Source organism: Serratia sp. AXJ-M (assembly GCF_046531865.1).
Classification (GTDB): domain Bacteria; phylum Pseudomonadota; class Gammaproteobacteria; order Enterobacterales; family Enterobacteriaceae; genus Serratia; species Serratia liquefaciens.
This window is the reverse complement of the sequence record NZ_CP059394.1, coordinates 711,196-732,972: the sequence shown is the minus strand read 5'-3', so window position 1 is coordinate 732,972 and position 21,777 is coordinate 711,196. Positions and strand designations below refer to the sequence as shown.

17 protein-coding genes and 1 riboswitch are annotated in these 21,777 nt (G+C 55.1%); of the genes, 9 read left to right on the top strand and 8 right to left on the bottom strand.

The genetic code is table 11. From position 1 onward, the window contains the following. Positions 1-851: 851 nt before the first annotated feature. Positions 852-1,292: an L-alanine exporter AlaE gene (locus tag H0S68_RS03375; RefSeq protein WP_410529151.1), complete on the top strand. Its 441-nt coding sequence runs from the start codon at positions 852-854 to the stop codon at positions 1,290-1,292. A gap of 46 nt (positions 1,293-1,338) precedes the next feature. On the opposite strand, the gene cra is transcribed toward H0S68_RS03375, so the two are convergent. The 5 genes from cra to leuO all read right to left on the bottom strand — a co-directional run bounded on the left by cra (position 1,339) and on the right by leuO (position 8,309). Continuing rightward, positions 1,339-2,343 (bottom strand): catabolite repressor/activator, encoded by a 1,005-nt coding sequence (cra, locus tag H0S68_RS03370; RefSeq protein ID WP_217331534.1) that lies wholly within the window; start codon positions 2,341-2,343, stop codon positions 1,339-1,341. A gap of 216 nt (positions 2,344-2,559) precedes the next feature. After that, positions 2,560-3,051 carry an acetolactate synthase small subunit gene (gene ilvN / locus H0S68_RS03365; RefSeq protein WP_004932806.1) on the bottom strand — a complete coding sequence of 164 codons (492 nt, stop codon included), beginning with the start codon at positions 3,049-3,051 and terminating at the stop codon, positions 2,560-2,562. 2 nt (positions 3,052-3,053) lie between these two features. Further along, positions 3,054-4,772 (bottom strand): acetolactate synthase 3 large subunit, encoded by a 1,719-nt coding sequence (gene ilvI, locus H0S68_RS03360; RefSeq protein ID WP_041414196.1) that lies wholly within the window; start codon positions 4,770-4,772, stop codon positions 3,054-3,056. Between the two features lie 322 nt (positions 4,773-5,094). Next, positions 5,095-6,897, bottom strand: coding sequence for an AMP-dependent synthetase/ligase (locus H0S68_RS03355; protein ID WP_410529150.1), 1,803 nt, complete (start codon positions 6,895-6,897; stop codon positions 5,095-5,097). Positions 6,898-7,361: 464 nt separating this feature from the next. Continuing rightward, the gene (gene leuO / locus H0S68_RS03350) at positions 7,362-8,309 is read right to left on the bottom strand and encodes a transcriptional regulator LeuO (protein WP_409324917.1); all 948 of its coding nucleotides are present in this window, start codon (positions 8,307-8,309) and stop codon (positions 7,362-7,364) included. 681 nt (positions 8,310-8,990) lie between these two features. Here leuO and leuL point away from each other — a divergent pair. The 5 genes from leuL to leuD all read left to right on the top strand — a co-directional run bounded on the left by leuL (position 8,991) and on the right by leuD (position 13,846). After that, positions 8,991-9,074 carry a leu operon leader peptide gene (leuL, locus tag H0S68_RS03345; protein WP_104410921.1) on the top strand — a complete coding sequence of 28 codons (84 nt, stop codon included), beginning with the start codon at positions 8,991-8,993 and terminating at the stop codon, positions 9,072-9,074. Between the two features lie 89 nt (positions 9,075-9,163). Further along, on the top strand, positions 9,164-10,738 hold the full coding sequence (gene leuA / locus H0S68_RS03340; protein ID WP_020825197.1) for a 2-isopropylmalate synthase: 1,575 nt from the start codon (positions 9,164-9,166) through the stop codon (positions 10,736-10,738). Between the two features lie 2 nt (positions 10,739-10,740). Further along, positions 10,741-11,832 carry a 3-isopropylmalate dehydrogenase gene (leuB, locus tag H0S68_RS03335; RefSeq protein ID WP_410529149.1) on the top strand — a complete coding sequence of 364 codons (1,092 nt, stop codon included), beginning with the start codon at positions 10,741-10,743 and terminating at the stop codon, positions 11,830-11,832. Between the two features lies 1 nt (position 11,833). Then, positions 11,834-13,234, top strand: coding sequence for a 3-isopropylmalate dehydratase large subunit (gene leuC / locus H0S68_RS03330; protein WP_046374527.1), 1,401 nt, complete (start codon positions 11,834-11,836; stop codon positions 13,232-13,234). 9 nt (positions 13,235-13,243) lie between these two features. Continuing rightward, a complete protein-coding gene (gene leuD / locus H0S68_RS03325) occupies positions 13,244-13,846 on the top strand; it encodes a 3-isopropylmalate dehydratase small subunit (RefSeq protein WP_020825194.1) in 603 nt (200 codons plus the stop codon). Between the two features lie 134 nt (positions 13,847-13,980). On the opposite strand, the gene H0S68_RS03320 is transcribed toward leuD, so the two are convergent. The 3 genes from H0S68_RS03320 to sgrT form a co-directional block, all read right to left on the bottom strand. Next, positions 13,981-15,453, bottom strand: coding sequence for a DASS family sodium-coupled anion symporter (locus tag H0S68_RS03320; RefSeq protein WP_046374528.1), 1,473 nt, complete (start codon positions 15,451-15,453; stop codon positions 13,981-13,983). Between the two features lie 141 nt (positions 15,454-15,594). Further along, positions 15,595-16,800: a sugar efflux transporter gene (locus H0S68_RS03315; protein WP_128865013.1), complete on the bottom strand. Its 1,206-nt coding sequence runs from the start codon at positions 16,798-16,800 to the stop codon at positions 15,595-15,597. A gap of 159 nt (positions 16,801-16,959) precedes the next feature. Continuing rightward, a complete protein-coding gene (gene sgrT, locus H0S68_RS03310; RefSeq protein WP_020825191.1) occupies positions 16,960-17,133 on the bottom strand; it encodes a glucose uptake inhibitor SgrT in 174 nt (57 codons plus the stop codon). A gap of 90 nt (positions 17,134-17,223) precedes the next feature. On the opposite strand from sgrT, the gene sgrR reads away from it, so the two are divergent. The 3 genes from sgrR to thiP all read left to right on the top strand — a co-directional run bounded on the left by sgrR (position 17,224) and on the right by thiP (position 21,673). Continuing rightward, positions 17,224-18,885: an HTH-type transcriptional regulator SgrR gene (sgrR, locus tag H0S68_RS03305; RefSeq protein WP_046374530.1), complete on the top strand. Its 1,662-nt coding sequence runs from the start codon at positions 17,224-17,226 to the stop codon at positions 18,883-18,885. Between the two features lie 37 nt (positions 18,886-18,922). Further along, positions 18,923-19,048: riboswitch (TPP riboswitch) on the top strand. A 58-nt stretch (positions 19,049-19,106) separates the two neighbouring features. Then, positions 19,107-20,093 (top strand): thiamine ABC transporter substrate binding subunit, encoded by a 987-nt coding sequence (gene thiB / locus H0S68_RS03300; RefSeq protein WP_201895745.1) that lies wholly within the window; start codon positions 19,107-19,109, stop codon positions 20,091-20,093. Then, complete coding sequence (thiP, locus tag H0S68_RS03295; RefSeq protein ID WP_201895746.1) at positions 20,069-21,673, top strand: thiamine/thiamine pyrophosphate ABC transporter permease ThiP; 1,605 nt, start codon at positions 20,069-20,071, stop codon at positions 21,671-21,673. The genes thiB and thiP overlap by 25 nt, the downstream gene beginning before the upstream one ends. Positions 21,674-21,777: the final 104 nt, after the last annotated feature.

Below are 21,777 nucleotides of genomic sequence, written 5' to 3'. Positions count from 1 at the left end.
CGACCGTTTTCACCACTTTACCCCACAAATTCCCACATAATGGAGTTTACGGAGGGTATGAAAACCTTGTCAAGCCAGAGCGCCAGCGCTTTGGCAATATTTCTTCGGTCATTTTGGGAGCTGACTCGCGAAAGGAACGCTATTTATTAGATGATTAAAAATTAACATCATGATAAACGGGGAGAATTTTCTAAGCGGAAAGAACCTGATTAAAAACCTGACAAATTGGCGATTAATTAAGTCAATACTTCCTTCTGCAATCGATGTCTCATTTTTCAGCTCGGCAATCACATCGCAGTAACCGAGCGCGAGCCGCGCCAGACAAGGCTCGGCGTTAACTCGCCCTACAAACGAAATACGGCGTAAGCCATTGAGTTAATAACGTACAACGGTTATTCATCCTCAAGTCGGGCGCTATTTTACTTCAATTAAAGTGCCGCTGATAAGCCAGATGGAAAAATAAATTACTCGGATATTACGAGGCGAGTTAATTTCGATTCAAATCAATTTAGTAAGATTACTCCCAAAATACCTGTTTACAATTATGGTTTCATTTCCTTACATGTTTAATGACCACAATTTTTACTGTGGAAAACAGCTTTATCGTCAGAAACTATGCAACCCATTGTTTTAATTGAATAGTTAGGAATAGTCCATTTTTAATCCCTTCGCGCCACATTCTGCCGTCTGTCCTCAGCACAAAAACCACCCAACGCCGCCAAATAAAAATATTAAGCTACTTATCTAACACTAACCGGCAATGTAAACTACAAATGCAAGAAAAAACCAGAATTAACAACCATAAAAAATAAATTTAACAGAACATTAACCAACATTCCGGAGATTGCACCATGCTCTCGCCTGCCACTCACTGGCGCAGTGCCGCCGCCGATACCTTTGCTCTGGTGGTGTATTGCTTTATCGCCGGTATGGCGATAGAAATTCTGATCTCCGGCATGAGCTTTCAACAGTCGCTCTCGTCCCGCTTGCTGTCGATTCCGGTGAATATCCTGATCGCCTGGCCCTATGGGCGCTATCGGGACCTGTTCATCCGCATCGCCAGGCGTTCTGATCGATACCCCTTTTTATTGCGTAACCTTGCCGATCTGCTGGCCTATGTCAGTTTCCAATCGCCGGTTTATGCCGCGATCCTGTGGAGTGTCGGTGCCGACGGGCAGCAGATCATAACGGCCGTGGCCAGCAATGCTGTGGTATCGATGGCGATGGGTGTGGTGTACGGGTATTTTCTCGAATACTGCAGAAGGCTGTTCAGGGTAACAGGCTACGTATAACGGGGAGTTTGAAACAGGAGCGCAGCTAAGCGCCCCTGCTATAGGATTATTTTCGGCTCAGACTGCCGCGGCGGAACAGATTGCGGCGAATACGCGTCAGACCCGGTTTAGGTTTACGCGGCTCATCCAGACTGGCCAGCACCAGCTCCAATACGCGTTCGGCCACGTCACGGTGACGCTGCGCAACCGCCAGCACCGGGCACTCAAGGAAGTCCAGCAGCTCATGATCGCCGAAGGTGGCGATCGCCAGATCGGTCGGTAAGCGGCCACGCTGCTTCAAGGTCACGTCCATCACCCCTTGCAGCAAAGAGAATGAGGTGGTGAACAGCGCCTGTGGCATCGGATGGGTTTTCAGCCATTCGGCAAACAGCACGCCAGCAGCCTCGCGCTCATAGCTATTGGCATACAGATAATCGACATGACGCTCGTCATCCTGCCAGGCCTGACGGAAGCCCTGTTCACGCAGGAAGCTGACGGAAAGCTCCGGCAACGCGCCCAGATACAGCACAGACTCAGCCGGGAAGGTACGCAGTTCCTGCGCCAGCGCGAAGGAGTCCTCCTGGTCGGCACCCACCACGCTGATGAAATGCTCACGATCCAGCGCACGGTCCAGGGCAATAATCGGCAGCGGATCGTTGACCCAACGCTGATAGAACGGATGCTCCGGCGGCAAAGCGGTGGAAACGATCAGCGCATCGACCTGACGTTGCAGCAGATGTTCGATGCAGCGCATTTCGTTATCAGGCTGATCTTCCGAACAGGCAATCAACAACTGGTAGCCGCGTTGGCGCGCCTGACGCTCCAGATAGTTGGCAATCCGGGTGTAGCTGGTGTTTTCCAGATCCGGGATCACCAGACCGATAGAGCGCGTTCGCCCGGCGCGCAGCCCTGCCGCGACGGCATTTGGGTGATAGTTGTGCTCCCTGACCACGGCCATCACTTTCTCGACGGTTTTATCGCTGACACGATACTGCTTCGCCTTGCCGTTGATGACATAACTGGCCGTAGTGCGCGAAACGCCCGCGAGACGCGCGATTTCATCCAGTTTCACGTTAACCCCTTAATGACGCTGAAAATAGAAGTGAAAACCATGCCCGGATTAACCATCGCATCCTGTGCGGTTATTCAATCCAGCCTCTGCGATCTAACAGCAGAAAATTCTGCCTAGCAACCGCTTTTGCCGAAAGGTGCCAGCAAACGGGCAAAAAACGCCGAAAAACAAAGGGCGCAGCCTGGCCGCGCCCTCAGATTACGCCAATCTCACCCCTCAGCGCATGATTTTATCGCCGCGCGATACGCCGACCACGCCGGAACGCGCCACTTCAACAATTTCGGCAACTTCACGCACCGCACTCAGGAATGCATCCAGCTTATCGCTGGTGCCGGCCAGTTGAACGGTGTACAGCGTAGCGGTAACGTCAACGATCTGACCGCGGAAAATATCGGCACAACGCTTCACTTCCTCACGCCCGTAACCGCTGGCCTGCAGCTTCACCAGCATGATTTCTCGCTCGACGTGTGCGCCCTGCACCAATTCACTGACGCGCAGCACGTCCACCAGCTTATGCAATTGCTTTTCGATCTGCTCCAGCACCTTCTCATCGCCAACGGTTTGGATCGTCATACGCGACAACGTAGGGTCGTCGGTCGGCGCGACCGTCAGGCTTTCGATGTTGTAACCACGCTGAGAGAACAAACCCACCACACGCGATAACGCACCGGATTCGTTTTCCAGCAAGACAGATAAAATTCGGCGCATGATCAGGTCCTCTCCGTTTTGCTTAACCACATTTCGTCCATGCTTCCACCGCGGATCTGCATTGGGTAAACATGTTCGGTCTCATCGACGGTCACATCGACAAATACCAGGCGCTCTTTTTCGGCCAGCGCCTGCGCCAGTTTGCTTTCCAGTTCATCTGGCGTACGAATGGCGATACCCACATGACCGTAAGCCTCCGCCAGCTTGACGAAGTCCGGTAGGGAATCCATATAAGACTGGGAGTGACGACCAGAGTAGATCATGTCCTGCCACTGCTTCACCATCCCCAGATAGCGGTTATTAAGGTTCACTACGATCACCGGCAGGTTGTACTGCAATGCGGTGGAAAGCTCCTGGATATTCATCTGGATACTGCCGTCGCCGGTCACGCACACCACGGTTTCATCAGGCAATGCCAGCTTGACGCCCAGCGCGGCAGGCAAACCAAAGCCCATGGTGCCCAGCCCGCCGGAGTTGATCCAACGGCGTGGCTTGTCGAACGGGTAGTAGAGTGCGGCGAACATCTGGTGCTGGCCAACATCGGAGGTGACGTAAGCGTCGCCCTTGGTCAGCCGATGCAGGGTTTCAATCACGGCCTGCGGCTTGATGGTACCGCTGTTTTTGTCATAGCCCAGGCAGTCGCGCGCACGCCACTGTTCAATAGACTGCCACCAATCGCGCAGCGCATCGTGATCCTGCGTTTTGTCTTCCTGCGCCAACAATTCCAGCATCTGGGTCAACACCTGCTTGGCATCACCGACGATCGGGATATCGGCATCAACCGTCTTGGAGATTGAGGTAGGGTCGATATCGATATGCAGTACGGTGGCATCCGGGCAATATTTCGCCAGATTGTTGGTGGTACGGTCGTCAAAGCGCACGCCGACGGCAAAGATCACGTCAGAGTGATGCATGGTTTTGTTGGCTTCGTAAGTCCCGTGCATACCGAGCATGCCGACGCTCTGGCGGTGCGTGCCGGGAAACGCGCCCAATCCCATCAGGGTGCAGGTAACCGGTAAATTCAGTTTTTCCGCCAGCTCCAGCAGTTCACCGTCACAGGCCGAATTAATCGCGCCGCCGCCGACGTACATAACGGGCTTCTTGGCCGAAAGGATAGTTTGCAATGCGCGTTTAATCTGCCCGCGGTGGCCCTGCACCGTCGGGTTATAGGAGCGCATGCTCACTTCCTGCGGGTAGGCATAAGGCATTCTTACTGCCGGGCCAACGATGTCTTTCGGCAGATCAATCACCACCGGACCTGGGCGGCCGGTAGAAGCCAGGTAGAAGGCTTTCTTCAAAATGCCGGGAATATCTTCGGTGCGCTTCACCAGGAAACTGTGTTTGACCACCGGGCGAGAAATCCCGACCATGTCGCACTCCTGGAAGGCATCGTAACCAATCAGCGAGCTGGGAACCTGTCCGGAAAGCACCACCATCGGGATGGAGTCCATATAGGCTGTCGCAATGCCGGTGATCGCATTGGTCGCTCCCGGCCCTGAGGTCACCAGAACCACCCCGACTTCACCGGTGGCGCGCGCATAGCCATCGGCCATATGCACTGCGCCCTGCTCATGGCGCACCAATATGTGATCGATGCCTCCGACCGTATGCAGGGCATCGTAAATATCGAGTACCGCCCCGCCCGGATATCCGAATACGTGCTTAACGCCCTGATCGATCAACGATCGGACGACCATCTCGGCTCCTGACAACATCTCCATGGGTTTGCCTCCAGGCTTACTTATTCTTGTCTGGCGCCGGAACGTAGCGCCTGCTGTGGGGCATTGCCCCAAAGTTTTTGTGGATTGGTTCTAACTGATTAACATAACGTCAGAATATTGGGCAGGCAAACAGCAAAAAGGCTTGGCAATGGAATGGTTATTGCCAAGCGGCTGGAGATCTGGGGTTTACAGAAACAATGCACTAGCCGCCAGCGGCTCGGGCTAGGCATTGTTTCAATCAGGCGAGGAATTACAGAACTATATCAGGCAAGAATTATGCTGTTTTTTTCGCCGAACAATCCGTCCGGCGACAATCTCTGACCTAATCCTGGTACATGGAGTCAATTTCACGCTGATAGCGCTGTGAAATGACCTTACGGCGCAGCTTCAACGTTGGCGTCAGCTCGCCCAACTCCATCGAGAAGGCGGCAGGCAACAAGGTAAATCTTTTTACCTGTTCAAAGCGCGCCAACTCTTTTTGCATCTCACGCAGGCGGCTTTCAAACATTTCCAGAATATGGCTGTGACGCAACAGCTCGATCCGATCCTGATACTTCAGATTGATGGATTTCGCATACTCTTCCAGAGATTCAAAGCTGGGCACGATCAGGGCGGAAACGAATTTACGCGCATCGGCGATGATCGCCACCTGCTCGATAAAGCGATCCTGCGCCAGCGTGCCTTCCAACATCTGCGGAGCTATGTACTTGCCGCCAGAGGTTTTCATCAAATCCTTCAGGCGTTCGGTGATAAACAGGTTGCCGCCTTCATCCATGGCGCCGGCATCGCCGGTCTTCAACCAGCCATCCTCGGTAAAGGAAGCGGCGGTTTCCAGCGGTTTATTGAAATAGCCACGCATCACCACTGGCCCACGCACCTGAATTTCATTCTCCTCGCCGATACGCACTTCAACCCCCGGCAAGGGCTTGCCAATCGAGCCAAAGCGGAAATTGCCCTCTTCCCAACAGGAAACGGTGGCGCAGGTTTCGGTCATGCCATAGCCGTATTTGATGTTAACGCCCATCGCCTGGAAAAACAGGATGACATTGTCGTCCAGTTTGGCGCCCGCGGCCGGCAAGAAGCGTACACGCCCGCCGAGGATACCGCGCAGCTTGCTCAGCACCAGTTTATCGGCCCAGCGATGAGAAAGATCGAACAGCTTGCCCAATGGCTTGCCGGCGCGCTCCTGCAGGAACTTGCGCTCACCGCAGACAATCGCCCAATGGAACAATGCCCGACGCAGCCAAGGCGCACGCGCGACCTTTTCATGCACTGCGCTGAAGATTTTTTCGTAAAAGCGCGGCACCGCGCACATCAGCGTCGGACGTACCGCTGCCATGGCTTCGCGCACCCAATCGGTATTCGGCAAGAACACGTTTTGCGCGCCAGAGTGCATGATGAAGAAGCTCCAGGCCCGTTCAAACACGTGTGACATCGGCAGGAAGCTGAGAGACACATCCTCTTCATTCACCGTCAGCCGCTCATCATGCAGATAAAGCTGCGCAGCCAGGTTACGATAATCCAGCATCACGCCCTTGGGCTCGCCGGTGGTGCCGGAGGTATAGATCAGCGTGAAGAGATCCCGCAGATCGCAATCGGCTATGCGTCGCTGCAATTGGGATGAGAACGCCGCTACGTCGACTTCACGTTCAAAGGTGCTCAGGTGTTGGGCAATCTCACAGCCATGCAGGTCGACGCTGTCATCAAATACAATAATGTGGCTCAACTGCGGACACACACCGCGCAGCGCGATGGCGGCATCCAATTGAGCCTGCTCGCCGACAAACAGAATATGGATATCGGCGTCATTGATGATAAAAGCCGCCTGGGCCGGCGTGTTGGTGGCATACAGCGGCACGCTCACACCCCGTAATTGCAGAATGGCCAAATCCGCCAGCGACCAGGCCATGCAGTTATTGGCAAAAATCGCGATACGTTCCTGCACGTCGGCACCCAATGCCAACAGCGCACTGGCGATGAGATTGATATGCGTATCGACCTGCTTCCAGGTCATTTGGGTCTCCCCCTGGGGAGACCATTGGCGAAAAGCAGTGCGATCGGCACGGTGAGTAATTTGGTGCTGTATACGGTGAGTCAAATGGTATTGCAGCAGATTATTGATCATAGCGCTCTAAGCCTGAAATGAATCAAACAGTTAGCGTAGTGTGGGATAACCTCTCCTCACAACTCAGCTTACACGTGTTTACTTTTTTTCGCGCAGTCTACCTAGTCTATAGCGGCGGGAAAAGAGATTTCAGCGTAGAAGTGTGAGCCAAAACTCAGGTTGATTACACCGCGTCTCACCGTTGGACAAAAAGGGGAGGAAAAGGTTTTATCCAGGCCACAAAATGCTAGACCGAAAGGCCCGCCCCTGGAACAGAGATAAAAACCAAATATAAATAACATTTCAGTATATAATTTTATATCGATATTTTTTAATGAAACTGTCTAACTTATTCTAAATGAACCAATCCAGAACGCTTAAATAAAGAAACCCCTTAGAGAACACCAAGATAATTCTTAATAAATCGCCAGTACATATTACCCCCCAATGGGACATTACCACCATGGGGGTAATAATAGACTGATTTACTCCGGCATATCAGACCGGCCAAGCTGGGCTTTCATCCATTGATGCCCCTTGTCGCGCTCTGCCGATTCATGCCAAGAGAGGTAGCAGGTAACTTTGTTTTCATTCCATGGCAATGGGACAAACTGCAATTGTAATGCTTCCGACTGTTGCCGGGCCAACCATGCCGGAACAATAGCAATCATGTGAGTATTGGAAACCATGTTCAATACGCTGTATAAATCTGTGCATTGCTGAGCCACGAGGCGCTGCATTGCCTCTTCCATATAGTAAGGTTGGCTAAAAGAGTAAAAACTCTCCAGCGAAACTACAGCATGCTGCTCAGCCATAATCTGTTCAGGCGTAATGTCTTTTTCAATTCTGGGATGTTTTCTTGCGGTAACCAACACTAACTCATCGTCAAAAATAGCCACACTTTTAAACTCTGTTGGATCAAAGCGGGCATAACCAATCACAAACTCGACTTCCTGATAGCGTAATTGATTGTCGATATTATTGCTTATATAGGATTTGATTTTTAAGTGAGTTTGCGGGGCAACTTTCTTCAAATGATTGATTATTCCGGCACCCAGTCGCAGATCAAGCGGGCTGGAGATGGCGATGGAGAAAACGCGTTCACTGGTGAAGGGTTCGAACTCCGCGCCCGGCAGCTCATTTTGCACCAACTGCAAAGCCTGTCTGACGGGCCCAAACAGCTGACGAGCTCGCGCCGTCGGTTGAATACCGCGTCCACAGCGCACGAACAGCTCGTCGTTAAACATCAATTTCAACCGCGCGACCGCATTGCTGACTGCCGGTTGTGACATTCCCAAAAAGGCCGCCGCCCGGGTAATGTTTTGCATCTGCATCACGGCATCGAATACGGTGAGCAAGTTCAGGTCGACACTGCGCAAATGAATATCAGCGGCATCCTTATCAATAATAATTTCTGAATTACATTCCGACATATCCCACTCCACTAAGTCCTGTGTAGATAATTCACCAGGCATAATTAAAACAACAAAATTGTGGTATTAATCACACCGAGAAGAATTAGTTATCTCTCGCCCCATTCATTTAAAATCGGGCTAAAGCATCGTCCTGTTTATAAGCATGGTTAAAAGCCAAAATCCGGTTTGCAACAGCTTTATCATTCACCTCCCGGTAGAAATCCGGCAATTGTTATTTTTAATAACCTACAGTAACAAATCATTATCCATCTTCCTCTGATAAACCGCATTAAAAACACATCACCCAATCAAACAACCGTTACTTACCGGCCACTTTAGTCTTATGGCTAATTCACAAAAAACATAAACCACTGCAAAGCATTGATACCAGCAATACAAAAACACCACCTTCAATTCTGGCTAGCACGGCTCCCGTTGTTTTGCATCTTTAATTTTAACGCACTGTCCCTCAGAAGCAATTGCGAGGATATATATTCATTTCGTTTATGCTAACTGGGCCGCAAACCCGCCCTCAACTTTTCTCTGACAATGTCATTTTTCTCCGAACTATCGTCTGTTTCTCAGGGTGCGTTAATCGGGCACTAAAGGAGTACCCTCATTTTCAATCAGGTGTTGACATAGTTAAGCCAATAACGTATCAAATTAGGCAACGACATTATTTTAGAGAGTTGAACCGCCATGAACCACACTTACCGTCTACTAGGCCTACTACTTAACGCATCTTGTTTGCGCGGTATGCCGGTGGACGGAGTTCAGAGCTGATTCAGCCCACCCTCATAACAAACCCGCGCTACTGCGCGGGTTTTTTTTTACCCGCTTAGCGTGAAATAAACACGATAAGGAACCACCCGATGAGCCAACAAGTCATTATTTTCGATACAACTTTGCGTGATGGCGAGCAAGCGCTGCAGGCCAGCCTGAGCGTGAAAGAGAAGATTCAGATAGCGATGGCGCTGGAGAGAATGGGTGTCGACGTCATGGAAGTAGGCTTCCCTGTCTCCTCACCGGGTGATTTCGAATCCGTGCAAACCATCGCTCGCCAGATTAAAAACAGCCGTGTCTGTGGCCTGGCTCGTTGCGTAGATAAAGACATCGACGTCGCGGCCGAAGCATTGCGCGTCGCCGAAGCGTTCCGCATTCACGTGTTCCTGGCCACCTCGACCCTGCATATTGAATCAAAACTGAAGCGCTCGTTCGACGAAGTGCTGGAGATGGCAATACGCTCAGTGAAACGCGCCCGTAACTACACTGACGACGTAGAATTCTCCTGTGAAGACGCCGGCCGTACGCCAATCGATAACCTGTGTCGCGTGGTGGAAGCCGCTATCAATGCCGGCGCGACCACCATCAATATCCCGGACACCGTGGGCTACACCACCCCGAACCAGTTTGGCGGTATTATCACCACCCTGTATGACCGCGTACCGAATATCGATAAAGCCATTATCTCCGTCCACTGCCACGACGATCTGGGCATGGCGGTCGGCAACTCCATCGCCGCAGTACAGGCTGGCGCCCGCCAGGTTGAAGGGACCTTGAACGGTATCGGTGAACGCGCAGGCAACACCTCGCTGGAAGAAGTGATCATGGCGATCAAAGTGCGCCAGGACATCATGAACGTGCACACCAACATCAATCATCAGGAAATCTTCCGTACCAGCCAGATTGTCAGCCAGCTGTGCAACATGCCGATCCCGGCCAACAAAGCGATCGTCGGTTCCAATGCTTTCGCCCACTCCTCCGGTATTCACCAAGACGGCGTGCTGAAAAATCGCGAAAACTACGAAATCATGTCCCCGCAGACCATAGGTCTGAAGGATGTACAGTTGAACCTGACTTCCCGTTCCGGTCGCGCTGCGGTGAAACACCGTATGGAAGAGATGGGCTATAAGGAACAGGACTACAACCTGGACAATCTGTACGCCGCCTTCCTGAAGCTGGCCGACAAAAAAGGCCAGGTGTTCGATTACGACCTGGAAGCGCTGGCCTTCATTAATAAGCAGCAGGAAGAGCCAGAGCACTTCAGCCTGGATTACTTCAGCGTGCAGTCGGGCAGCAGCATTATGGCCACCGCCTCGGTGAAATTGGTCTGCGGCGAAGAAGAGAAAGCCGAAGCTGCCACCGGCAATGGCCCGGTTGATGCGGTTTATCAGGCAATCAACCGTATTACCGGTTACCCGATCGAACTGGTGAAATATCAATTAACCGCCAAGGGCCAGGGGCGCGATGCGCTGGGCCAGGTTGATATCGTGGTGTCGTACAACGGCCGCCGCTTCCATGGCGTAGGTCTGGCGACCGACATCGTGGAATCCTCCGCCAAGGCGATGGTTCACGTACTGAATAATATTTGGCGCTCCCAGCAGGTAGAAAAAGAAAAGCAGCGTCTGCAGCAAAACAAACATCAAAATAATCAGGAAACGGTGTGAACATGACGAAGACCTACCACATTGCCGTCTTGCCCGGAGACGGAATCGGCCCGGAAGTAATGGCCCAAGCGCGTAAAGTGTTGAACGCAGTGCGTCAGCGCTTTGATATCCGCATCACCGAAGCCGAGTACGACGTCGGTGGTATTGCCATCGATCGTCATGGCAGTCCGCTGCCACAGGCAACCCTCGCCGGTTGCGAGCAAGCCGACGCCATCCTGTTCGGTTCAGTAGGTGGCCCGAAATGGGAACACTTGCCGCCGGCAGAACAACCTGAACGCGGTGCCTTGCTGCCCTTGCGCAAGCACTTCAAACTGTTCAGCAACCTGCGCCCTGCTCGCCTGTATCAAGGGTTGGAAGAGTTCTGCCCGCTGCGGGCCGACATCGCCGCCCGCGGTTTCGATATTCTGTGCGTGCGTGAACTGACCGGTGGTATCTACTTCGGCCAGCCGAAAGGCCGTGAAGGCCAGGGTATGCAGGAGCGCGCTTTCGACACCGAGGTCTATCATCGCTTCGAGATCGAACGCATTGCGCGCATCGCCTTCGAATCTGCCCGCAAGCGCCGCAATAAAGTGACCTCGATTGATAAAGCCAACGTATTGCAGAGCTCGATTCTGTGGCGCGAAGTGGTCAATCAGGTCGCCAAGGATTACCCAGATGTGTCGCTGTCGCATATGTATATCGACAACGCCACCATGCAGTTGATCAAAGACCCGTCGCAGTTCGACGTGCTGCTGTGTTCCAACCTGTTTGGCGATATCCTGTCCGACGAGTGCGCAATGATCACCGGGTCGATGGGCATGCTGCCGTCCGCCAGCCTGAACGAGCAAGGCTTCGGTTTATACGAGCCCGCAGGCGGTTCTGCACCGGACATCGCGGGTAAAGGCATCGCCAACCCAATCGCCCAGATCCTGTCCGCCACCCTGCTGCTGCGTTACAGCCTGGGTGCCACTGAAGCAGCGGATGCCGTAGAACGCGCAATCAACCAGGCGCTGGAACAGGGTTACCGCACCGCCGATCTGGCAGGTACCAGTAAAGCCATCAGCACCGATGAAATGGGTGACATCATCGCCCGCTTTGTAGCTCAGGGGGCATAACATGGCCAAGACCTTATATCAGAAGCTGTACGATGCCCACGTGGTGTACGAAGCGCCGAACGAAACGCCGCTGTTGTATATCGACCGCCATCTGGTGCACGAAGTCACTTCGCCACAGGCATTTGACGGTCTGCGCGCCATGGGCCGCAAGGTGCGCCAACCTGGCAAAACCTTCGCCACTATGGACCACAACGTCTCGACCCAAACCAAAGACATCAACGCCAGCGGCGAGATGGCGCGTATTCAAATGCAGGAGCTGATCAAGAACTGTGCTGAATTCGGCGTCTCGCTGTATGACCTGAACCACCCTTTCCAGGGCATCGTACACGTCATCGGCCCTGAGCAGGGCATGACGTTGCCGGGCATGACCATCGTCTGCGGCGACTCTCATACCGCGACGCATGGAGCCTTCGGTTCACTGGCCTTCGGTATCGGTACCTCGGAAGTGGAACATGTGTTGGCTACCCAAACCCTGAAACAGGGTCGCGCCAAAACCATGAAGATTGAAGTCACCGGTGATGCAGCCGAAGGTATTACTGCCAAGGACATCGTGCTGGCGATCATCGGCAAAACCGGCAGCGCCGGCGGTACCGGTCACGTCGTGGAATTCTGTGGCAAAGCGATTGAAGCGCTGAGCATGGAAGGCCGCATGACCCTGTGCAACATGGCGATCGAGATGGGCGCCAAAGCCGGGTTAGTGGCTCCGGACGACACCACCTTTGAATACCTGAAAGGCCGTCAGTTTGCCCCAACCGGCAACAACTGGGAGCAGGCCGTCGCCTACTGGCGCACCATGAAGTCAGATGACGACGCCAAATTTGATACCGTAGTGACCTTGCGCGCCGAAGACATCGCGCCACAGGTTACCTGGGGTACCAACCCAGGCCAGGTTATTGCCGTTAATCAGGCAATCCCGGCGCCGGAATCGTTCAGCGATCCGGTTGAACGTGCCTCGGCAGAAAAAGCGTTGGCCTATATGGACCTCAAACCGGGCATCAAGCTGACCGAAGTGCCGATCGACAAAGTGTTTATCGGCTCTTGTACCAACTCACGTATCGAAGATTTGCGTGCGGCTGCGGCAATCGCCAAAGGCCGCAAGGTTGCCAATGGCGTACAGGCGATCGTGGTGCCGGGCTCCGGCCCGGTGAAAGCTCAAGCGGAAGCGGAAGGCCTGGATCAAATCTTTATTGAAGCCGGTTTCGAATGGCGTCTGCCGGGCTGCTCAATGTGCCTGGCGATGAACAACGATCGTCTGAACCCCGGTGAGCGCTGCGCATCCACCAGCAACCGTAACTTCGAAGGGCGTCAGGGCCGCGGTGGACGTACTCACCTGGTCAGCCCGGCGATGGCGGCGGCGGCGGCCGTTGCCGGTCATTTCGCCGATATCCGTGATATTCACTAAGGGGCTAACGTGTCTAAATTTACTCAACATATTGGTTTGGTCGTGCCTCTGGACGCGGCTAACGTCGACACCGACGCCATCATTCCAAAACAGTTTTTACAGAAAGTGACGCGTACCGGCTTCGGCCAGCACCTGTTTAACGACTGGCGCTTCCTCGATGACGCCGGCCAGCAGCCAAACCCTGAGTTCGTGCTGAACAAGCCGCGCTACAAGGGTGCCAGCATCCTGCTGGCGCGCGAAAACTTTGGCTGTGGCTCCTCACGCGAGCACGCTCCGTGGGCACTGACCGATTACGGTTTCAAAGTGGTGATAGCGCCCAGCTTCGCCGATATCTTCTACGGCAACTCGTTCAACAACCAGCTGCTGCCGGTTACTTTGAGCGAACAACAGGTTGATGAACTGTTCAAGCTGGTTGCCGACAACGAAGGGGTCGAATTCGTGGTCGATTTGGAGAACCAGACGGTCAATGCCGGCGGCAAAAGCTACCCGTTTGAGATCGACAGCTTCCGCCGCCACTGCATGATTAACGGATTGGACAGCATCGGCCTGACGCTGCAACACGAAGCGGATATTTCTCGCTACGAGGCGCAGCAGCCCGCGTTTCTGAACTGATCAGCGGCTAATACCCTAAATAATTGGAGCTGCGGCAAGGCGGCAAGTAAGTAAATCCCCTGGAGCTTAGCGAACTAAGTGACAGGGGTGCGCTTACGCAGCCAACACCGCAGCAGCTTCAAGTATGACGGGTATCACCAGTAACCCAGCCACTTCCACCAGGCCCCGCCAATTAACATCCAAATCAGCAGGTTAATCACGCTCATCACAAAACCGGCTTTCCACCATTCGCCCAGCGTCACATAGCCGGAACCGAAAATGATCGGCGCCGTCCCGGTACCATAGTGGGTCAGTGACATCATCAGAGAAGACGAAAACGCCAGGATCAGGCCCAACAGCGCCGGTGGCGCCCCGAGCGCAACGCCGGCGGCAAAGAAGGCGGCAAACATGGCGGTGACGTGTGCGGTGGTGCTGGCAAAGAAGTAGTGCGAATACAGATAGATGATGGTTAACAGCACGGTGCCGCCCACCCAGCTCATCCCCATATGATCAATACCGCTGCCCACGGTCTGCGACAGCCAACTAATCAACCCCAACTTGCCGAGGAAACTGGCCATCATCACCAGCGCAGAGAACCACACCACCGTATCCCAGGCCCCTTTGTGCTTCAAAACGTCTTCCCAACTCAGCACGCCGGTCGCCAACAGCACCGCCAGGCCAATCAGCGCGGCCGTGGTGGGGTTAACCGCCAGCGCCGGGCCGAAGATCATCGCCGGGATACCCGCCCACAGCACCAGTAGCAGGGCAAACACTGCCAGAGTAATTTTCTCCGGCAATGTGACTGGCCCCAAAGCCTGTAACTTGTCGCGAGCGAAGCGCGGCGCGTCCGGGGTGCTTTTCACCTCCGGTGGATACAACAGATAAATGACCAGCGGCATAACGATCAACGAACACACGCCCGGCACCAGAGCGGCAATTGCCCACATTGACCAGGAAAGCTCAAAGTTGCCGTGCGTACCCTTGGCGATCAGGCTGACGATCAGCGGGTTAGGCGCAGTCGCGGTGATAAACATCGCCGACGTGATGGGGTTGATGTTGTAATTCACCAGCGACAGATAGCGGCCAATTTTACCGGAGGTGTTCAGATCGGGCCGCGAGCCGAAGCTGTCGGCGATTGACTTCATGATCGGATGGATAATCCCGCCGCCTCTGGCAGTATTGCTTGGGGTGACCGGCGCCAGAGTGGTTTCCGCCAGCGTCAATGCATAGGCGATCCCCAACGTCTTCTTACCGAACAACGAAATAAAGTAGTAGCCAATGCGCGCGCCCAGCCCGGTTTTGTTCAGGCTAAGCGAGATCATGATCGAAAAACCGATCAGCCAAATCAGCTGGTTGGAGAACCCGCTGAGCGCATCATTGAGCGCCGCGCCCGGTTTGCCGGGGTTAGTGACACCGGTTACGGCCACCAGTGCAATGGCCACGATGGAAACCGCACCAATCGGCATTGCCTTGCCGATGATGGCGATGATAGTGCCGATAAACAGCGCCAGCAGATGCCAGGCATTGGGCGCAACCCCTTCGGGAACCGGGATCACAAACCAGATAAGCAGAGCGACGACGACGGCACACAGGGAAGGGACAGGTTTGAGCGGTGTTAGTTTATCCATAACATACCCACTTTTCTAAACGGATCGGCATCTCAGCAGCAAGATGGGCGGGAGCACAGCGATCGGGCTCCGGTTTCGTTTAGCTTGGGCCGTTGGCGTAATGTTCTCAATGACATGCGTCAATATTGACGACGTTTACACTCACACTTCTCGCACGCGGGCGCTCATCCATAACGCCGCCACCGCCAGCAGTGCCGCCAACCAATACACCGCGTAATGGCCCAGGTTTTCCACCAACGCGCCCTGCAGCACCCCGGCCAGGATCACCCCGGTAGAAATACTGTTGGTAAACAGCGTTGTCGCCGCACCGGGCCGCCCTGGCATCAGGTCCTGGAAATAGAGCATGCCGATACCGGCGATGATGCCGATAAAGATGGCATTGAACAGCTGTAATACCATCAGCGCCAGCTTGAACTTGAACACCACCAGCCCGGCATAAAACAGGATGCCTGCCACCACGGCGAACAGCATCATATTGCGTTTGCCGAAGCGCTTGACGTAATAACCGGCCAGCAGCATCGCCGGGATCTCCAGCCCGGCCGCCGTGCCCATCAGCAGCCCCGCCAGGTTCTCCGGCAGGCCCAGATCGGCGGTGATATACAACGGCATGTCTATGATGTACATGGTATTGCAGGTCCACATCAGCACCGAGGCGATAAACAACCGCCTGACATCCGGGTTCCGCCAGGCGCTGACTGGGGCAATCGGTGCCGAAGGGGCTGCGATTAGCGTATCGGCAGGTTCTACCGGCGCGACACGCGGCACCGAAGGCAGCGTAAACCACACCAGCAATGCACAAATTGCAAAGGTCGCCGCGGCAATAACGAACATCACCGTAAAGCCGTAATTCAGCGCCAGCGTAAACGAAAGCGGCGGGCCAATCACCCAGGCCAACGACAGCTGCGCACGCATGACCGAACTGAACATCACCACTTCACGTGCCGAGCTGTCAGCATATTCCCGCGCCAGTGCGAAAATCTGTGGCATGGCGGTGTTGGCAATCGCCGACAGCAGCACCCCGGCCGTAATCAGCGTCAAATAGTCACGGTTGAAGGCAAAAAGCAGGCAGTTGCCGACCGCCATCAGGCAGCACACCAGGATCAGCTTGCGTCGATCGCCGCGCGTGTCCGAACGTTTGGCCAGCAGAAAACTGACCGCGATGCCGACAATGGCGTTAACGGTATAGAACAGCCCCACCCACAGCGGCCGGACCTTAACCTCGGTGGTTAAAAACAGGCTCAGGGTCGGCGCCAATAGCGCTCCGGCAATACCGGAAAGGAAAGCAATCAGCAGGAAAGCGGCAAAGACGGGATTAAAGCGGCGTGGCAGCCAATGCAGTCGTTTCATATCTTCGTCTCAGGCCCTTAATGCGGAAGACAGAACCTTAGGCCAAGGGGAAAAAATTGCAACAATATCCCCGCAGCCCACAATAAAAAAACCAGTGGGTATAACCCCACTGGCTGGTGAACAGCACCATTACTCAGAAACACTTTCGCTACCGAAGCCTCAGAGGTGCTCGCGGTATTGCTTGTCCGTCATTGACGCGATATCCCATTGGGTCAGGTGAGCCAACATCTCCAGCCGCGCCTGTTCAGGTACCAGTCCCAACCAGTCAGCATGCTGCCGGCGTACTGCGCTGAAGTAGCGCTGATAGAACTGTTTTGACAAGAAAACTTTCATCCGTCGCCCTCCCCCTTTCATTGAGGAAAATTATCGGCGTAATATAGGGAAAGATAAATTGATGGGTTACCGCCGGAGCCTTCCTCTTTTATGTCCACTTCCAGATTGCAACAGCAGTTCATTCGCCTGTGGCAGCGCTGCCATGGCGAACCGACCGAAACCACGTTACAGGAGCTGGCCGAAGTGCTCAGCTGCTCGCGTCGCCACGTGCGATCACTACTGGGCGCCATGCAGCAGCAGGGCTGGCTGACCTGGCAGGCAGAATCGGGGCGCGGCAAGCGTTCGCAACTGACCTTTCACTATACCGGTCTGGCGTTGCAGCAACAGCGTGCCGAGGAGTTGCTGGAGCAGGATCGTATCGATCAGCTGGTGCAACTGGTCGGCGATAAAAATGTGGTGCGGCAGATGCTGCTGTCCCAACTGGGCCGCAGCTTTCGTCAGGGTAAACACATCCTGCGCGTGCTCTATTACCGGCAACTGTACAATCTGTTGCCGGGCTCGGCGCTGCGGCGCTCGGAAACCCATTTGGCGAGACAAATTTTCAGCGGCCTGACGCGGATAAATGAGGAAAACGGGGAACTGGAATCCGATCTTTCTCATCACTGGCAAGCTTTAACGCCGTTGCATTGGCGCTTTTATTTACGCCCGGCCATTCATTTCCACCATGGGCGCGAGCTGGAAATGGAAGATGTCATCAGTTCGCTCAGCCGGTTGATGCCACAACCGCTGTTCTCCCATATCGAACGCGTGACGTCGCCGACGCCCTACGTGATTGACGTGCATCTGCACAGCCCCGATTACTGGCTGCCGTGGCTGCTGGGCAGCGTGCACGCCATGATATTGCCGCGCGAGTGGCAAAGCCTGCCGGAGTTCTCGCGCCATCCGGTCGGTACCGGCCCCTATAGCGTGGTGCGCAATCACCGCAGCCAGATGAAAATTCACGCCTTTGATGATTACTTTGGCTATCGCGCACTGATCGACGAGGTCAATATCTGGGTGCTGCCAGAGGTGACCGAAGAACTGGTACACTCCGGCGTACAGCTCCAGGCGGACGATACCGGGAAAAACGAGCTGGAAAGTCGACTGGAAGAAGGCTGCTATTTTCTGCTATTCGATCAGCGCTCCCCGCTGGCGGCCGATCCGGTCATCCGCAGCTGGTTATGCGAACTGATCAACCCTATTTCGCTCCTGAGCAACGCCGGCCCTGTTTATCAACGCTATTGGTCACCGGCCTACGGCATTCTGCCGCGCTGGCACCACAATCGCGCGCTGGCATTGCAGCCCAAACCGGCCGGATTGACCGAACTGACCCTGACCTACTACAGCGAACACTCGGAGTTCCACGCCATTCAGCAGGCCATCGAGCCGCTGCTGGCGCAGCACGGCATTAAGCTGAATATTCAGATTGTCGATTACGCTACCTGGCATAAAGGCGACGCGAGCACCGATTTGTGGCTCGGCAGCGCCAACTTTTACCTGCCGCTGGAGTTCTCACTGTTCGCCACCCTGTATGAACTGCCGCTGATGCAGCACTGCATGAGTGAGGACTTGTCCGAAGATGCGGCGCTGTGGCGCGCCAATGCCCTGCCGCTGGCGGATTTTTGCCAACGTCTGGTCAGCGGCCATCAATTGCATCCTCTGTTCCACCACTGGCTGCAACTGCATGGCCAGCGCAGCATGCGCGGCGTGCGAATGAACACTCTGGGTTGGTTCGATTTCAAATCCGCCTGGTTTGCGCCGCCGGAAGCATAAGCACCTTTCACCGGCGCCCGTTAGTCTTTACAATGGCGCCGTCTCAACGGGGTGCAAAACGACAGCAGCGTAATGAAAACGCAAGCGGCCGGTTTTGCTGAGAACAAACCCGTCGAACCTGATCCGGTCAATACCGGCGGAGGGATTTGAGCCCAGCGATCCGGCATCAGCCGCTTGCCCCCTCAGATACCCTTGCCCCCCTAAATTTTCAGGAGTGCAAAGTGGTCAAAAAAAGCCTGCCCTTGTTACTGTTGCTGTGCGCCGCACCGGTGTTCGCCAAGCCCACGCTGACGGTCTACACCTACGATTCCTTCGCCGCTGACTGGGGCCCTGGCCCGTCGGTCAAAAAAGCCTTTGAGGCCCAATGCGAATGCGAGCTGAAATTTGTCGCGCTGGAAGACGGTGTCTCACTGCTTAACCGCCTGCGCATGGAAGGCAAAAACAGCGCCGCCGACGTGGTGCTGGGGCTGGACAACAACCTGCTGCAGGCGGCGCAGCAAACCGGGCTATTCGCGCCAAGCGACGTCGACAGCAGCAAATTGAACGTACCGGGCGGCTGGCAAGACAAAACCTTCGTCCCCTATGACTACGGCTACTTTGCCTTCGTTTACAACAAAGAAAAGCTGAAAAACCCGCCCAAAAGCCTGCATGAGCTGGTCGACAGCAGCCAGAACTGGAAAGTGATCTATGAGGATCCGCGTACCAGTACCCCAGGTTTGGGTCTGCTGCTGTGGATGCAGAAAGTGTATGGCGATCAGGCACCGGCAGCCTGGCAGAAGCTGGCGAAGAAAACCGTCACCGTGACCAAGGGCTGGAGCGAAGCCTATGGCCTGTTCCTGAAAGGCGAAGGCGATTTGGTGCTTAGCTACACCACCTCCCCAGCCTACCATCTGATTGAAGAAAAAAAAGACAGCTACGCCGCGGCCAACTTCAGTGAAGGCCATTATCTGCAGGTGGAAGTGGCGGGCAAACTCAAGGCCAGCAAGCAACCTGAGTTGGCGGAACGCTTTATGCAATTTATGGTATCCCCGGCGTTCCAAAACGCCATTCCTACCGGCAACTGGATGTACCCGGTGATCAAGACCTCACTGCCGGCCGGATTTGACCAAATGACCGTCCCGCAGACCGCACTGCAGTACAGCGCAGAAGATGTAGCCAAACAACGCAGCAACTGGATCCGGGCATGGCAAACCGCCGTCAGCCACTGATCCCGCGTTGGCTATGGCCGGGGCTGCTGGCCGCCGGCCTGATCCTGACCATCGCCGTGCTGGCGATGGGGTCGCTGTGGCGGCACGCGCCGGACAGCGATTGGCGTGGTATATGGCAAGACAGCTACCTGTGGCACGTAGTGCGCTTCACGTTTTGGCAGGCCCTGCTGTCCGCGCTGATCTCGGTGCTACCCGCGCTACTGCTGGCTCGGGCGCTCTATCGCCGCCGTTTCCCCGGTCGTCAGTTACTGCTGCGGCTCTGCGCCATGACGCTGGTGCTGCCGGTGCTGGTGGCGGTATTCGGCCTGCTCAGCATATATGGCCGCCAGGGCTGGTTGGCAATGCTGTGTGGCTGGCTGGGCATTAACTACAGTTTCACGCCTTATGGTCTGCAGGGCATCCTGCTGGCGCACATGTTCTTCAACCTGCCGTTGGCGACACGTCTGTTGCTGCAGGCGCTGGAAAACATCCCGGTTGAACAGCGCCAATTGGCAGCCCAGCTCGGCATGAGCGGTTGGCAGCAGTTTCGCTTTGTCGAGTGGCCGGCGCTGCGCCGTCAAATCCTGCCGAGCGGCGCGCTGATCTTTATGCTGTGCTTCGCCAGCTTCGCCACCGTACTGTCGCTGGGAGGTGGGCCGCAGGCAACCACCATCGAACTGGCCATCTATCAGGCGCTCAGTTACGACTACGATCTCAGCCGCGCCGCGCTGCTGGCGCTGATCCAACTGGCATGCTGCCTGGGGCTGGTGATCTTCAGCCAGCGCCTGAGCCAGGCGCTGCCGGTCGGCAATACCCATGCCACTATCTGGCGTAATCCGGAAGACAGCCTGTGGCGACGCATCAGTGACTTTTTGCTGATTGCCGCTGCGTTGCTGCTGCTGTTGCCCCCACTGCTGGCGGTGATCGCCGACGGCGCCAATCAAACGATGGTTAGCGTCCTGCAGCAACAGGTGTTGTGGCAGGCATTGTTCACTTCGTTGCGCATCGCTCTGGGGGCGGGCGTACTTTGTGTCGTGCTGACCATGATGCTGCTGTGGAGCAGCCGTGAGCTGAAGCTGCAACAGAGACTGCGTTGGGGGCACGCGCTGGAGTTGAGCGGTATGGTGATCCTGGCGATGCCGGGCATTGTGCTGGCCACCGGTTTCTTCCTGCTGTTGAGCGACACCGTCGGGCTGCCGCAGTCGCCGTACGCGCTGGTGATCCTCACCAATGCGTTGATGGCCGTGCCCTATGCGCTAAAAGTGTTGGAAAACCCCATGCGCGACCTGGCCGAACGTTATAATCCGCTGTGCCTGTCGCTGGATATTCAGGGCTGGCAGCGGCTACGCTGGATTGAGCTGAAAGCGCTGCGCCGCCCGTTGGCCCAGGCGCTGGCCTTCGCCTGCGTACTGTCGATCGGCGATTTCGGCGTGGTGGCACTGTTTGGCAACGAACATTTCCGCACCCTGCCTTTTTACCTGTACCAGCAGATCGGCGCCTACCGCAGTAATGACGGCGCGGTCACCGCGCTGCTGTTGCTGTTATTGTGCTTCCTGCTGTTTACCCTGATCGAACGCTTACCGGGCCGCTCTGACCGATAGATTTCAAGCTGCAGCAAGGCGGCGACTGAGCGCATTCCCAGGAGCTTAGTTCCCTAAGTGACTGGGATAAGTGAAGAAAGCCAACACAGCGGCAACGTGAAAGA

Excerpts from the sequence above, each read along its gene's own strand:
- leuO (WP_409324917.1), bottom strand. The coding sequence starts at position 8,309 with ATGTCGGAATGTAATTCAGAAATTATTATTGATAAGGATGCCGCTGAT.
- thiP (WP_201895746.1), top strand. The coding sequence starts at position 20,069 with ATGGCAAACCGCCGTCAGCCACTGATCCCGCGTTGGCTATGGCCGGGG.
- leuL (WP_104410921.1), top strand. The coding sequence starts at position 8,991 with ATGAACCACACTTACCGTCTACTAGGCCTACTACTTAACGCATCTTGT.
- ilvN (WP_004932806.1), bottom strand. The coding sequence starts at position 3,051 with ATGCGCCGAATTTTATCTGTCTTGCTGGAAAACGAATCCGGTGCGTTA.
- leuA (WP_020825197.1), top strand. The coding sequence starts at position 9,164 with ATGAGCCAACAAGTCATTATTTTCGATACAACTTTGCGTGATGGCGAG.
- sgrR (WP_046374530.1), top strand. The coding sequence starts at position 17,224 with ATGTCCACTTCCAGATTGCAACAGCAGTTCATTCGCCTGTGGCAGCGC.
- leuB (WP_410529149.1), top strand. The coding sequence starts at position 10,741 with ATGACGAAGACCTACCACATTGCCGTCTTGCCCGGAGACGGAATCGGC.
- H0S68_RS03315 (WP_128865013.1), bottom strand. The coding sequence starts at position 16,800 with ATGAAACGACTGCATTGGCTGCCACGCCGCTTTAATCCCGTCTTTGCC.
- leuC (WP_046374527.1), top strand. The coding sequence starts at position 11,834 with ATGGCCAAGACCTTATATCAGAAGCTGTACGATGCCCACGTGGTGTAC.
- sgrT (WP_020825191.1), bottom strand. The coding sequence starts at position 17,133 with ATGAAAGTTTTCTTGTCAAAACAGTTCTATCAGCGCTACTTCAGCGCA.
- ilvI (WP_041414196.1), bottom strand. The coding sequence starts at position 4,772 with ATGGAGATGTTGTCAGGAGCCGAGATGGTCGTCCGATCGTTGATCGAT.
- H0S68_RS03375 (WP_410529151.1), top strand. The coding sequence starts at position 852 with ATGCTCTCGCCTGCCACTCACTGGCGCAGTGCCGCCGCCGATACCTTT.
- H0S68_RS03355 (WP_410529150.1), bottom strand. The coding sequence starts at position 6,897 with ATGATCAATAATCTGCTGCAATACCATTTGACTCACCGTATACAGCAC.
- H0S68_RS03320 (WP_046374528.1), bottom strand. The coding sequence starts at position 15,453 with ATGGATAAACTAACACCGCTCAAACCTGTCCCTTCCCTGTGTGCCGTC.